Raw genomic sequence first — 14145 nt, forward strand, 5'->3', positions numbered from 1 at the left:
TAAAACCAAGGCAGAATTTTCTGATATTCGTCCAGAGGCTCGGGCAACCGCTACGATTTTGACCCAGTATCTCCAGGCAGGGCTGTTAGATCTCGACCGTAGCAATAGCAAACACGTTAAGTGTGCTACGGCCTTAATGCACGGTTTACGTTCAGATACAGGACAATTAATGCAGGCTGCAGAAGCAGACTTTATGGCAGCTGCTTACCTTAGTCAGTATTGCGATGCCCAATTGCTAAGTGCCATTCTCCAAGCCTCCCGCTCTAAACGAGCCATGGATGTCATTGAACGATCGCTGCGTAATCGCAATATTCAAAACAGTGTCTCAATTTCAGGTGTGGGCTACCTGCGATACGAAGACCGTGATGCAATCCCTCAAGCCACAGACTTTCTGCTTACCGAAGAAGACGTCCATACAGCCGTCGTCTATGGCATTGTCCACGATGAGGACGATGAACGAGAAGTCGTTATTGGCTCCTTACGCACCAGTAAAATCACCCTTGACCCGGATGAGTTTATTAAAGAAGCCTTTGGACACGACGACCAAGGACGCTTTTTTGGCGGTGGTCGCTCTATGGCGGGAGGCTTTGAAGTACCTGTAGGCTTCTTATCTGGCTTTTATGAAAATGGCGCTTACAATCGATTGAAATGGGAAGTATTTGATGTGCAGATTAAGCAAAAGCTCATGAAATTGATTAACCCAAAAGACGGGGTTATGAATCCAGATTAAATTTACGGAGCGCTTAAAAACTGAGCATGGCTGATCCTCAGGATGGTTTTATCTGTCAAATTTAGGCTGTTAGAAAGTTTTACCGATCAATCCATCCTCTAAATCAGTAACGGCAAAAAATGGAATTGTCTTCTAAATATGCAACTCAGGTGTACTTTATTCGCCATGGCATTGCAGCCGAACGAGGTACCTATGTTGATGACCATCAGCGCCCTTTAGTTGATAAAGGCATTCAGAAAACCCAGAAGATTGCTCAAAGACTTGTGAGCCTTGGGTTGCATTTTGACATGTTGCTCACCAGTCCGTTGGTACGGGCAGTCCAAACGGCAAAGATCCTATGTGAAGCAAAGCTTGCCTTGGACTATCAGCTATTTCCTCCACTGGCTCCCGAGGGCTGTTTACAAAATTGGTTAAGTTGGTTGGAAAGTTGGCAGTCAGAGGTTCCTAAGAGCCTGGCACTAGTTGGCCACAAACCGGACCTTAGCCAATGGGCACAGCAATTGGTTCAAGGAAATAGCAATGATCGCTGGGTCTTTAAAAAAGCAGGTATCATCGGACTGACCTTGCCTGATGCACAAAGCGCCATTGGTAATAGTCAGCTATTTTGGCTAGCTCCACCTCACCTAATTTTGTAATGAGCAGACGATTACTCTGTGGCGTAAGTTTGCCTACTATCAAATGTGTATGAGTCGATGGGTGGATGCAATTGTGGCCAAATTGCGGCCATCGGGTACTAGTTTTCTTCAAAGAAAGCTTACCTGTTCCCAGGGAAAATGCATGAATAGACCACTTCTCGATATCCTTAAGGAATAAAAGAGAGCAGCGGTAGGACGACTGACAATGACCCTATGCGAATATCGCCCTGGTTTAGAGGGAATTCCCGCGACAGAATCAAGCATTAGTTACGTAAACGGTCAGGAAGGGATCTTAGAATACCGAGGCATTCGTATCGAAGAGTTAGCCCCAAAAAGTACCTTTTTAGAAACGGCCTATTTACTTATCTGGGGAGGCCTACCCACCAAGCAAGAACTGGATTTATTTAAGGATGAGATTCAACATCATCGCCGGTTGAAGTATCGCATCCGCGACATGATGAAGTGCTTTCCTGAGAGCGGCCATCCCATGGATGCATTACAGGCATGTGCAGCCGCCTTAGGGTTATTTTACTCCCGGCGAGCGTTAGAGGATCCGGCCTATATCCAGGCTGCCGTGGTCCGCTTATTAGCTAAAATCCCCACCATGGTGGCCGCATTTAAGCTGATTCGGAAAGGAAATGATCCGGTTCAACCTCGGGATGATCTCGATTACGCAGCAAATTTTTTGTACATGCTGAATGAGGAGGTACCAGACCCCTTAGCAGCCCGAATTTTTGATGTATGTCTCACGCTGCATGCTGAGCACACGATCAACGCCTCTACATTTTCGGCAATGGTCACAGCCTCTACACTCACTGACCCATATGCTGTGGTGGCTTCAGCAGTGGGTACACTAGCTGGTCCCCTCCATGGCGGTGCGAACGAGGAAGTCGTCGCCATGCTTCAAACGATTGGTTCGGTGGATAATGTACGCCCCTTTGTAGATGATTGCATTGCCCGTAAAGCTAAGATTATGGGCTTTGGCCATCGGGTCTATAAAGTTAAGGATCCAAGGGCGGTTATCTTGCAAAAGCTGGCTGAGCAACTCTTTGAGAAGTTTGGCCAGGATGAATATTACGAAATTGCCTTAGAACTGGAAACAGCTGTCACGGAACGTCTAGGACAAAAGGGCGTATACCCAAATGTAGATTTCTATTCGGGACTGGTTTACCGAAAGTTGGGAATTCCGACTGACTTATTTACACCAATATTTGCGATCGCACGTGCCGCTGGATGGCTCGCCCACTGGAAAGAGCAGTTGGCTGAAAATCGAATTTTTCGACCAACACAAATTTATACTGGTCCTCACAACCAAGCATACATAAACGTGACAGAGCGTCTGCACCTTTGGGATAAAAAGGCTCAGTCTCCGTCAGCTGTGCGCAACGGATCCGTATAAATCGGTATTTTCCCCCTGTGATGGGCATCACCCCTCTTGTCAATACTGATAAATCCAACGAAACTGATATCAGTGACGATTTTCAGGAACTCCAGCCCCTCTTGATGCATATCAAGGGGGGTTTTTGTATGCATCACCAGGAATGACTAATGTTTAATCTATAACCATGAGTAGTAATTCCTATTAGTACCAACTCAGTTATTTCACCTTTGAAGACATATTAAGCGTTAGAATCATTAGGGAAATTGGCCCTGAGGCCCTCCACTCCATCTATTTAAGTTGGGTATGAGTTCTGGAATTAACCTGCAAGAGAGCTTCATTCAAATACTGGTATCACTGGGAATACCCCCAGCTGTAGCTAAGCTGGTTTGGATGCCGCTGCCGATGTTACTAATTCTCATCGCTGCGACCGTCAGCATTTTTATTGCCGTTTGGCTAGAGCGAAAAATTTCAGCTGCGGCCCAGCAGCGAATTGGCCCTGAATATGTTGGTCCGCTGGGCGCACTGCAAGCAACAGCGGACGGCGTCAAACTTATATTCAAAGAAGATATTAATCCAGCCCAAGCAGACCCAATTTTATTTACTTTGGGTCCAGCCCTGGTCGTTATCCCTGTCTTTGTGTCTTACCTGGTTGTGCCCTTTGGGCAGAACATGGTGATTACCGATTTAGGTGTAGGCATCTTTCTATGGATTGCCCTTTCGAGTGTTACCCCCATCGGCTTACTGATGGCCGGGTATTCTTCAAACAATAAGTATTCTCTACTAGGAGGATTGCGAGCGACAGCCCAGTCAATTAGCTATGAAATTCCCTTAGCGCTAGCAGTCCTGGCTGTGGTGATGATGTCTAATAGCCTTAGCACCATCGACATTGTCAACCAGCAAGCAAGCTATGGCATTCTCAGCTGGAATATCTGGCGACAGCCTGTTGGTTTTATCCTTTTCTGGATTGCAGCCCTGGCAGAATGCGAACGCTTACCATTTGACTTACCAGAGGCAGAAGAAGAGATTGTAGCTGGCTACCAAACTGAATACACCGGTATGAAGTTTGGCCTATTTTATGTTGGCTCCTACGTTAATCTAGTCCTCTCAGCCATGTTGGTATCAGTGCTATACCTGGGCGGATGGAGTTTTCCGATTCCTGTTGAAGTTATGGCTGATGGTTTAGGGATTAGTGAAACCACCCCTTGGCTACAGGTAATTACTGCCGCTTTAGGGATCATGATGACCCTAATTAAGGCTTATTTCTTAGTATTTCTCGCCGTACTTTTACGATGGACTGTGCCTCGCGTACGCATCGACCAGCTTCTAGATTTAGGCTGGAAATTTCTACTGCCAGTAGCCCTGGTTAATCTGCTACTAACAGCAGCGCTCAAGCTCGCATTTCCATTTGCGTTTGGAGGGTAAAACAATGCTCAACTTTCTAAAGCAGGTTGGTGACTACGCCAAAGAGACCGTCCAAGCCGCTAAGTATATCGGTCAAGGTCTATCAGTCACGTTTGACCATATGAAGCGTCGTCCTGTGACGGTGCAATATCCCTACGAAAAGCTAATTCCATCTGAACGCTATCGCGGTCGTATCCACTTTGAGTTTGATAAGTGCATCTCTTGCGAAGTTTGCGTCCGTGTTTGTCCAATCAATTTGCCTGTTGTTGACTGGACCTTCGATAAATCAACTAAGAAGAAGGTACTGGACCACTACAGCATTGATTTTGGCGTTTGTATCTTTTGCGGTAACTGTGTAGAGTATTGCCCTACCAACTGTCTCTCCATGACTGAGGAGTATGAGTTGGCCGCCTATGACCGCCACGAACTCAACTATGACAGCGTTGCTCTAGGTCGTTTGCCCTACAAAGTCACTGATGATCCCATGGTGACACCAATGCGTGAGCTGGCCTACCTACCCAAGGGTGTTATGGATCCCCATGAATTACCTGAAGGGTCTCGGCGCGCTGGTAAACTACCACAAGAGATCTTGGAAGAACTGGAAGCTTCTAAACCAGCGAAGACTGAGTAAGCAGCTGACTAAATAATTTGTCCAAAGATGTTAGGACAAATTATCCACCAGCCAAGCAAATAGCAGCCTAGATAACCGGAGTAGTAGTGAACTTAGCAGAAGGCGTACAATTTGTTTCCCTAGGCATCCTTGGTGCCTTGATGTTATTAGCAGCCCTGGGCGTAGTGCTGCTTAATAATATTGTTTATTCAGCATTTTTGCTGGGTCTGGTATTTATCAGCATTTCAGGCCTTTACATCTTGCTAAATGCAGGGTTTGTGGCGGCGGCTCAAGTCCTGGTTTATGTAGGTGCAGTCAATATCCTGATTCTGTTCGGGATTATGCTGGTAAATAAGCGGGAAGATTTTCAACCCGTGTCCAATGCTTGGCTTGGTAAAGCTGCAACAGGTGCTGTGTGCATCGGATTGTTTAGCTTACTGAGTTCCATGGTGCTATCCACATCCTGGCAGCTCTCTTCAGCAGCGCCAGCTGGTGAAGCATCCATTGAAATCATCGGTCAGCACTTTTTTAGTGACTTTTTGCTACCGTTCGAACTCGCCTCGGTATTACTATTAATGGCCTTGGTGGGAGCCATTATTCTGGCACGTCGTGAATATGTGCCGGATTATGAGCCTGCTGACGAGCCTAAAGTGCTAACGTTACCTGAACGTCCTCGCGAGTTAGTAGCTGCTGGCAGCGACACTCAGGACAGTTAGATTAAACCTGCGTCAAGTTATCCATAAGAAGAAGTTAGTTAATCCATGCAACTAGAGTACTTTTTGATTCTTGCCGCTGCGCTTTTTTGCGTAGGTATTTATGGGCTAGTCACAAGCCGAAACGTCATTCGAGTACTCATGTCGATTGAGTTAATGCTCAATGCCGTAAACCTGAATTTAATGGCATTTTCTAATTACCTGGACCCAGCTGAAATCAAGGGCCAGGTCTTTGCTGTCTTTGTGATTACGATTGCTGCGGCTGAAGCTGCTGTAGGTCTTGCCATTGTGCTGTCGATTTACCGCAACCGCGACACAGTCGATATGGAGCAATTCAATTTGCTGAAGTGGTAAGTTTACTTCTCAATTGAACTAAAAAGTGCCCAGCCATAATAATAGCTGGGCACTTTTTATGATTCATCTATAGAAACAAATCTATAGCAAGCTGCTGAATGCTATCTCCAAAGGGAGAGGCGGCTTCGCCAACACTTGCTTCAGTCTTCGTCACGCTATAAAGAGAGGCTACTATCCCAATAACGAGCGAGACAACCTCTCTTTATGTGGCGAGTAACGCTACTCTGGCCAGCCACTCTCAGATTGGGCTTTTACATAGGCAGCAACATCAGCGATCGCTTTATCGCTAATACGTCCTTGAAACGCGGGCATGGCACCTCTACCATTCGCAACCTGATAAACAATCGCCTCAACGTTATGCTCAAGGCGATAGTTAAACAAATACTGTTCTAGAGCCTCCTGCTTCAATGTTTGGGAGGATACGATAGCGTTGTTGCCTCCCGCATGGCACGTAGCACAGGTATTGGTAAACACTTTCTCCCCTGCAGCTACATCACCTACATAGGTATCGTCTGCAAAAGCAGGCATTGTCAAAACGATACTGGCAACGATCGCCAGAATTGCAGTCAAAATTGCTCTCATTCTGATTAGTTCTCTCAACAAATTAGACTGTCTTGGTAAAAGACCAGCGTATTAACCACTATAAATAGGGTCTTGGCCATGGCGATAGACAACATGGCACATCTTACGTTTTTGTAATGTCGGCCAGAAAAGGTGGGCAGTATTATCAAGATTCATCACTATTCAGCTTGCAAAATACCGACTACGATTGACATTACTTGTGCCAAATCAGTGGGCACACGATAGATTTGTCCTGAGCAATTTTCTTGGTGAAGTGCAAAGAGTAACAGGGATGAAGAGCGGCTCTTTACCCTATAGCCCTAAAAGCATGACTGACACTAGCACTCTTTACCAATATCAATACAGAATCCAAATTTTTAGCTTTGACACTTCACTAGTCATTGTTTTGCCCCTCAATGAATGGCTGCAGCAAATGGGACATACCTACCTGCGGATTTACACTTTTTGTTCATCATTACCACTATGCGCTGAAGTATTTCGCGGTTGGATGATACGTCACAATCGCTGTGGTTGACTCTTCAGGATATAGCTGTTCGCTTTCATCCATGGTCATGCCGATGCGGTCAGCGCCCAGTATTGCCAGCTGCTTAGCCTGATCTGCCACATTAGGACAGGCCGGATAACCAAAGCTATAGCGACCTCCCTGATAGCGCTGAGCCAACATATCACGGATGCTATCAGGCTCTTGATCGCCATAGCCAAGCTCTTTACGGATGAGCGCATGGCACCATTCTGCCATGGCCTCAGCCACCTGGACGGCCAGGCCATGGAAATAGAGATAGTCGGTATACTGATCCTCTGCAAATAGCTGGCGGGCATAGTCTGCAGAAATCTGGCCCACAGTCACTGCCTGCATTGGGAAGACATCAAACTGATTCTGTTCTTTAGGTAAGAAGAAATCAGCAATGCACAAACGGCGCATGGACTTCTGCCGAGGAAACTCCCAGGTAAAGAGGGGCTCTGCATCGTTAGGGGTAAGTCCCTGCTCGATGACAGCAGGCTCGTAAACATGCACCGAATTGCCCTCAGCCGTGCAGGGGAAATAACCATAGACGAGCTGAGGATGCAGTAGGTTTTCTTCTTTCACCTTTTGCTTCCACTCCGCCAGGATAGGATGAACCCTATCCGCTAGAAACACATCATATTCTTCGCGTGTTTGATTTTTGGGTTTTCGAAACTGCCACTGACCCACAAATAATGCCTGTAAGTCAAGATGCCAGTACAGTTCATCCATATCAAAGTCTTCAGGCTTGAGGATTTTTGTCCCCCAGAAGGGTGGAGTTGGACGAGGAATATTAATATCAACTGCTTCAGAGCGATTGGTATCAATCACTTCAGGCTCTTTCTTTTTCTCTCTTTTATCAGCGCCTCCATTTAAAGCAGCTTCTGCCTGTTCAATGGCCTTGCGCCCCTTCTGATTATATTGAGCGTAGTCACCTGTAAAACCTTCGTCATCTTGCCAGCATTCTTCTTTCTTCGCAGGCATGAGTCGATCCATAAAAGTAAGATCGGCAAATGCGTCTTTACCATATATGACCTGACCGTTGTAGGTATCTTGGCAATCACCATAAACAAATTTAGGCGTCAGGGCAGCACCCCCCAAAATCACAGGAGCCGAAATTTTCTTCTCATTAAATACAGCCAGGTTCTCTTTCATAAAGGCTGTGGATTTCACTAACAATCCACTCATGGCTATACAGTCTGGCTGATGTTCTTCATAGGCGGCAACAATGGCATCAACAGTCTGTTTAATGCCGAGATTGATGACCTTATAACCGTTGTTAGTAAGGATGATGTCCACCAGGTTTTTACCAATATCGTGTACATCTCCCCTGACTGTGGCAATCAGGAACTTACCTTTGCCACTATCATCTTGACCGTCTTCTTTTTCCATGAGTGGTTCTAGGAAAGCCACCGCTGCCTTCATAGTCTGAGCTGATTGCAGAACAAACGGTAACTGCATTTGGCCAGATCCAAAGAGTTCTCCCACAACTTTCATGCCGTCGAGCAAAAAAGTGTTAATGATCTGCAATGGCTCATAGGGAGTATCTAAAGCAATTTGCAATGCCTCTTCAAGGCCAATGCGCTCACCATCAATAATGTGTTGTTTCAGGCGTTCTTCGATGGGCAAATCAGCAAGGGATGCGGACGAGCGGGCATCTTTGGTGGTGACCCCTTCAAATAGGGTTGTTAGCTCTCCAAGGGGATCGTATGTGCAAATTTCACCATCGAATTCTCGGTTGTCATAGATGAGATCTTTACAGATTTTCTGATGCTCTGGGTCAATTTTAATCAGAGGCAAAATCTTGGCAGCTGAGACAATAGCGCCATCCATACCGACCTGCATAGCCTCATGTAAAAACACTGAGTTTAAGGTGATACGAGCTGCCGGGTTCAGGCCAAAGGAGATATTAGAAACTCCGAGCATGAAGTGAACGCCAGGAAGCGTTTCTTTGATTTGTTTGATCGCCTCAATCGTGGCTTTTGCGTTCTCTCGATCTTCTTCAATACCAGTGGAAATCGGCAGTGCTAGGGTATCAAAAAACAACTCATGGGGTGGCAGGCCATATTCGAGAGCATCATGATAAGCACGCTGCGCAATTTTGGACTTCTGCTCAGCCGTACGGGCCATGCCATCTTCGTCAATACAGCCAACAACAACACCCGCACCGTAGGTTTTGGCTAATTCTAGAACCTTGAAAAATCTCTCGTCACCGTCTTCATAGTTTGTGGAATTGAGGATGCACTTACCCCCTGCAACTTTTAGCCCTGCTTCCATTTTGGTCCACTCGGTGGAGTCTAGCATGAGGGGCAAGGTGACATTAGTCACAAGACGAGACACAATCTCGTGCATATCCGCTTCGCCATTGCGACCCACGTAGTCTACGTTGACGTCGAGGATATGGGCACCTTCTTTAACCTGGCGTTTTGCGATCGCAATCAACCCATCCCAATCATCCTCGTTCAATAGTTCCCGCACCTTACGGGAACCACTCGCATTCAACCGCTCGCCCACAATCAAGAACGAATTATCCTGCTCATAGGGTTGCGCCCCATAAATCGAAGCCGCCGCAGGTGAATAGTTTAAGGCGGGGCGCATAATCTTCTCGCCCCCTGCCCCAAGAGAAGCTAGGGAAGATCCCACCGCTCCATTTAAGTACGGGGACAAGCGAATGTCTCGGTCTTTTGGAGACAACTCCTGGGAAATCTCCGCCAGTGCAGCAATGTGATCAGGACGTGTACCACAACAACCACCAATCACCTGTACACCAAAATCTTCTACAAACCGATGTAGCGCCATCCGCAGTTCCATCGGGGTGAGCTTATAGTGGGCATGACCACCGATATTTTCTGGCAGACCCGCATTTGGCACACAGGACACCACAAAGGGAGAAGTTTCTGACAAATACTTAATGTGCTCCGTCATCAGGTCTGGGCCTGTAGCACAGTTCAGCCCCAAAATATCAATAGGGTAGGGCTCCAGAATACTGACCACTGCTGTAATATCAGAGCCCACCAGCATTGTTCCAGTGGTCTCCATGGTCACCGACACCATCAGCGGTAACCGGGCACCTTTCTTTTCAAACACAGCCTCAATCGCATTCAGGGCTGCTTTGATCTGCAACACATCCTGACAAGTCTCGACGATAAATAGATCTACACCACCGTCGTATAGGCCCTCTGCCTGAACAGTAAATGCCTCAAGTAGCTCATCGTAGGTAATGTGTCCCAATGTGGGCAATTTTGTACCTGGCCCCATGGAACCGGCCACAAAGCGAGGTTTCTCAGGTGTCGAAAATTCAGCCGTACAGGCCTTGGCTAATTCTGCCGCCACTTTGTTCAGGTCGTAGGCTTTATCCTGCAATCCGTACTCTGCCAGGACAAATGTACTACCTCCAAAGGTGTCCGTTTCGATCACATCTGCCCCTGAAGCTAAGAAGTCACGATGGACCTTTGCCACCGCCTCAGGCTTGGTGACGACCAAATATTCATTGCAGCCCTCATACTCCAAACCACCAAAGTCATCGGCGGTTAATTCCTGGACCTGCAGATTGGTTCCCATAGCCCCATCAAAGACAAGTACGGGACGTGCAGGGCTATGCAGACGTTCGAGGAAAGCACTATTCATAGATGTCAAAGCAGTTGAACAAAGCGGAGACTATACCCATTATTATCGGTTTTATTGATGAATAGATTGGCAGTAAAGTAGAACCCAACGCAATCTGGTGCATGGGTATGACATTATCGATTGACAGACAGAGCACAGGACTGACCCCGAATACCCTCCGAGGGGTCCATCACATTGCCCTGAACGTCAAAGACATGGCTGCATCCCGTCATTTTTATGGTTCAATCCTGGGGCTACATGAGCTCACAGGCGATGAGGTGCCTGAGACCCTGGTAACACTTGTTGCCCAGGGTAAAGTGGCTAACTTTCGTCTACCCGATGGCACTATCCTGGATCTCTTCGGTGAACCGGACTTAGAACCTCCCAATCCGGATCCAACTCAGCAATTTACTCGGGCCAATCATATGGCGTTTGATATCGCCCCTGAGCTGTTTAATCAAGCCGTTGAGCTGCTCCAACAGAATCAGGTCGCGATCGACCATGGCCCTGTGAGTAGACCCACTGGGCGCGGCATTTATTTTTACGACCCAGATGGTTTTTTATTGGAAATTCGCTGCGATCCTAAATAGGGTGACGCTTCTGCTCTAGGCTGCCAACTGCCAGGCACCGCCCAGGCTAAGGTCATGGCTCTGATTGCCATAAAAGAGGCCATAGCTAACCATAAGCAATGGGGACTGTTCTGCCAATAGGCGATTAACGCCCATGGCAGAAAGCCACAGAACGTTGCCAGAACGGTGGACTTTCGCAGAATAGTGCCAGAGGTTAGGCCTAAAAAATAGCCGTCTAACATAAAGGCAATGGCTCCGAAGCCATACACGGGCAGCAGCCAAATAACATAGTGATTTAGTTGGGCTAATACGGTTTGGTGATCGGTCAGCAGACCAAAGAGAACTTGAGGAAAGGTGATGAATGCGATCGCAATTCCCACCCCCAATCCCACACTGATACCGCTCCCAATCTTAGCCAAAGCCATGAGTTCAGACGATTTTCCCTGACCATGAAACTGGCCAGCATAGGCCTCAGTTGCAAACGCAATCCCATCTAGAAAGTAGGTGACGAGCATGAGCGACTGTAGCAGCAGCGTATTGACTGCAAGGGTATCCGTACCCATCACTCCGCTGAGATTTGTAAACAGGCTAAAACTCAGCAGCAATGCCCAGGTACGCACCATAATGTCGCGATTTAGGCGAAATAACGCTGATATAGCATGACGACTCCATAGACTCAGACGCTGCTGCCAAATTTGAGCCCAGGGTAATGACCGCAATAGCACTATGCCGCCCACCAGCAGCATGGCGTACTGACTCAAAGCCGTGGCCAGCCCAGCCCCATGACTCTCCCAACCCAAACGCACAATCATCCAATAGTCGAGCAGGATATTAGCCCCATTACCCACCACAGCCAGGGCTAAAACTCGCCGCCCCTGGCCCAACCCCAGCAACCAACCCAGCAACACATAGTTCATGAGCACCGCTGGTGCCCCCCAGATGCGCCCCTGGTAAAAGGCCAAACCAGCATCCAGCACATCCGCATCGGCCTGGAGAATAGCAAACCCTAGCACCCGCAGTGGAGTTTGCAAAAGCAGAATCAACAAGCCCATGGTTAAGGCCACCATCAGCGCCCTTAGACCCACTCGCCATTGCTCTGTGCGATCACCTCGCCCCGCCGCTTGAGCAATGAGGCCAGTGGTGCCCATGCGCAAAAAGCCAAAACTCCAGTAGATAACGTTAAACAGCACCGTTGCCAGGGCCACACCCGCTAGATGGCGAATGTCGGCCAAGTGTCCGAGAAATGCAGTGTCGATCAACCCGGCCAGAGGGACCATCAGATTCGATGTGATGTTGGCGATCGCAAGTTTGCTAAAGCCCCCTAACCAAAAAGGTTTTCCCAACTTTCAATACCCCCACTCATATCAACAATTATTGGTTAAGTAGAAACTCTAGTCCCGACTCTGGGTAAGTTTTAGTAAACGCATGCAGATACGGGGTTAAGAGACATGATTATGAACCGATTTGCTCTGCTCCTTCTGAGCACATTTGCTTTCTTCGGTAGTACTACGGCCACGGGCATGGCTCAATCCGTTGCCACCACCGAAGCTGAAACATTTGAAGAAGAAACGCTCTTTCAAGATACTGACGCCGAGGCTCCAGCTGAAGCCCAACCAGCGTTTATAGAGCCTGTCTTACCAGAAGAAGATATTCTCCCAGATCAGGAAGCTGCTGAGGACGAACCAGCGGCAGAAGAGCCTGTCACGGAAAATTACCTAGACCGCTTTAATGAAGGATTAGAAGACTATCAAGATGGCAATGATGAGGCCGCCATCGAAGAATTCAACGCAGCTATCAATCTAAAACCTGATTTTGCACCTTCCTATCTATTTCGGGGTGCTGCCTTCGCCCGCTTAGAAAATACAGAAGCTGCCCTCAATGACTATAACCAGGCGATCTCAATTGATGCTAATTACAGCACAGCCTATCTCAATCGCGGCATCCTTTACTACGACCTGGGCCGTACGGATCTGGCAACTACAGATTTTGAGCGCACGATTGCAACAGATCCTGAATCGGCCAATGCTTACATTTATCTTGGCCTGATCGCATCTGAACAAGGGAATCAGCAAATTGCGTTGGAATACCTAAATGACGCGGTTCGACTCGATCCCAGCAATGCATCGGCTTACTTCCATCGAGGCTTAGTTTTCAAAGCACTGAACAGTCCAGAAAGTGCCATTAGTGATTTCACGCAATCCATTGAGCTGGATGATAATAACGCAGCCACCTTCATCAATCGCGGTGCTACCTACTACACCATTGGTGACACCCGAGAAGCACTACAGGATTTCAACGAAGCCATCGACATTGATGAAGACAATGTCGAAGCATACTACAACCGCAGCTTCGCCCTCATTTCTGAGGCTCGCCCCCAAGCAGCAGTTGCAGATCTCAATCAAGTGCTGACCTTAGAACCTGGCAATGCTGATGCTTACCTGGTGCGTGGACAAGTTTTTGCATCATCAAGTAATACAGCAGATGCCATTAACGACTTTTCGAAGGTATTAGCACTGTCTCCTGACTCTGCTGAAGCCTACTATAGAAGAGGTAATGCATATTTAGAGGCTGGAGAGCAACAGGCTGCCATTAGCGACTATACAGCAGCTCTGGCTCTGGAGCCTGAGCATGCACCTTCCTATAAGTATCGTGGTGACGCCTTTGCTGATTTAGGTGATAGCTTTAGCGCCTTGAGCGATTACAGCACTGCTATCAATCTGAATAGTGCCTATTGGAGTGCCTATGCTAGCCGTGGGCGTATGCATTATGACTCAGGCGACTACCAGAGCGCATACACTGACTTCTCAGCAGTGATTGCAGCGAATGTCTTAGACGCAGATGTGTTTTATTACCGTGGCATTACCAATGCTCGGATGGGTAACAGACGCGCGGCAGTTACTGATCTAGAGAAAGCAGGCAGCCTTTACCTGACCAATAATGAAGCCAACCGCTATCGGCTAGTGTTAGATGCCTTAAACAAACTATAGAAACCATAGGCAAAATCATTGTCGGAGGTTCCATGGAACCTCCCGACAATGATTAATCAATTCTGCATCCAAATG

The 14145-nt window shown here is 47.6% G+C and carries 12 protein-coding genes; 9 read left to right on the top strand and 3 right to left on the bottom strand.

Annotation, left to right across the window (positions count from 1 at the left end; genetic code table 11):
- The 7 genes from DXZ20_RS28850 to nuoK form a co-directional block, all read left to right on the top strand.
- On the top strand, window positions 1–730 hold a 730-nt coding region (locus DXZ20_RS28850; RefSeq protein WP_431732092.1), incomplete at its 5' end, for a DHH family phosphoesterase.
- A gap of 119 nt (window positions 731–849) precedes the next feature.
- On the top strand, window positions 850–1365 hold the full coding sequence (gene sixA, locus DXZ20_RS28855) for a phosphohistidine phosphatase SixA (RefSeq protein WP_163702529.1): 516 nt from the start codon (window positions 850–852) through the stop codon (window positions 1363–1365).
- 205 nt (window positions 1366–1570) lie between these two features.
- Entirely contained in the window at window positions 1571–2764 is a 1194-nt protein-coding gene (locus DXZ20_RS28860; RefSeq protein ID WP_163661231.1) for a citrate synthase, read from the top strand.
- 285 nt (window positions 2765–3049) lie between these two features.
- Window positions 3050–4168 carry an NADH-quinone oxidoreductase subunit NuoH gene (gene nuoH, locus DXZ20_RS28865; RefSeq protein ID WP_163661233.1) on the top strand — a complete coding sequence of 373 codons (1119 nt, stop codon included), beginning with the start codon at window positions 3050–3052 and terminating at the stop codon, window positions 4166–4168.
- A gap of 4 nt (window positions 4169–4172) precedes the next feature.
- Entirely contained in the window at window positions 4173–4778 is a 606-nt protein-coding gene (gene ndhI / locus DXZ20_RS28870; protein ID WP_163661235.1) for an NAD(P)H-quinone oxidoreductase subunit I, read from the top strand.
- An 86-nt stretch (window positions 4779–4864) separates the two neighbouring features.
- Window positions 4865–5473: an NADH-quinone oxidoreductase subunit J gene (locus DXZ20_RS28875; RefSeq protein WP_163661237.1), complete on the top strand. Its 609-nt coding sequence runs from the start codon at window positions 4865–4867 to the stop codon at window positions 5471–5473.
- Between the two features lie 45 nt (window positions 5474–5518).
- Window positions 5519–5824 carry an NADH-quinone oxidoreductase subunit NuoK gene (gene nuoK, locus DXZ20_RS28880; protein ID WP_006517218.1) on the top strand — a complete coding sequence of 102 codons (306 nt, stop codon included), beginning with the start codon at window positions 5519–5521 and terminating at the stop codon, window positions 5822–5824.
- A 219-nt stretch (window positions 5825–6043) separates the two neighbouring features.
- Here the strand turns inward: nuoK and DXZ20_RS28885 are convergent, their stop codons facing one another.
- Together DXZ20_RS28885 and metH are read right to left on the bottom strand one after the other, a co-directional pair.
- Complete coding sequence (locus tag DXZ20_RS28885; protein WP_006517217.1) at window positions 6044–6406, bottom strand: c-type cytochrome; 363 nt, start codon at window positions 6404–6406, stop codon at window positions 6044–6046.
- A 460-nt stretch (window positions 6407–6866) separates the two neighbouring features.
- Window positions 6867–10535: a methionine synthase gene (gene metH / locus DXZ20_RS28890; RefSeq protein ID WP_163702530.1), complete on the bottom strand. Its 3669-nt coding sequence runs from the start codon at window positions 10533–10535 to the stop codon at window positions 6867–6869.
- Between the two features lie 107 nt (window positions 10536–10642).
- Here metH and DXZ20_RS28895 point away from each other — a divergent pair, with 107 nt between their 5' ends.
- A complete protein-coding gene (locus tag DXZ20_RS28895; RefSeq protein WP_163702531.1) occupies window positions 10643–11104 on the top strand; it encodes a VOC family protein in 462 nt (153 codons plus the stop codon).
- On the opposite strand, the gene DXZ20_RS28900 is transcribed toward DXZ20_RS28895, so the two are convergent.
- Window positions 11056–12426, bottom strand: coding sequence for an MATE family efflux transporter (locus DXZ20_RS28900; protein WP_163702532.1), 1371 nt, complete (start codon window positions 12424–12426; stop codon window positions 11056–11058). The genes DXZ20_RS28895 and DXZ20_RS28900 overlap by 49 nt on opposite strands.
- Window positions 12427–12537: 111 nt before the next feature.
- Between DXZ20_RS28900 and DXZ20_RS28905 the strand changes: the two genes are divergently transcribed.
- Window positions 12538–14070 (top strand): tetratricopeptide repeat protein, encoded by a 1533-nt coding sequence (locus tag DXZ20_RS28905; protein ID WP_163702533.1) that lies wholly within the window; start codon window positions 12538–12540, stop codon window positions 14068–14070.
- Window positions 14071–14145: the final 75 nt, after the last annotated feature.

This window comes from Adonisia turfae CCMR0081 (assembly GCF_011009555.1).
Lineage (GTDB): Bacteria > Cyanobacteriota > Cyanobacteriia > Phormidesmidales > Phormidesmidaceae > Leptothoe > Leptothoe turfae.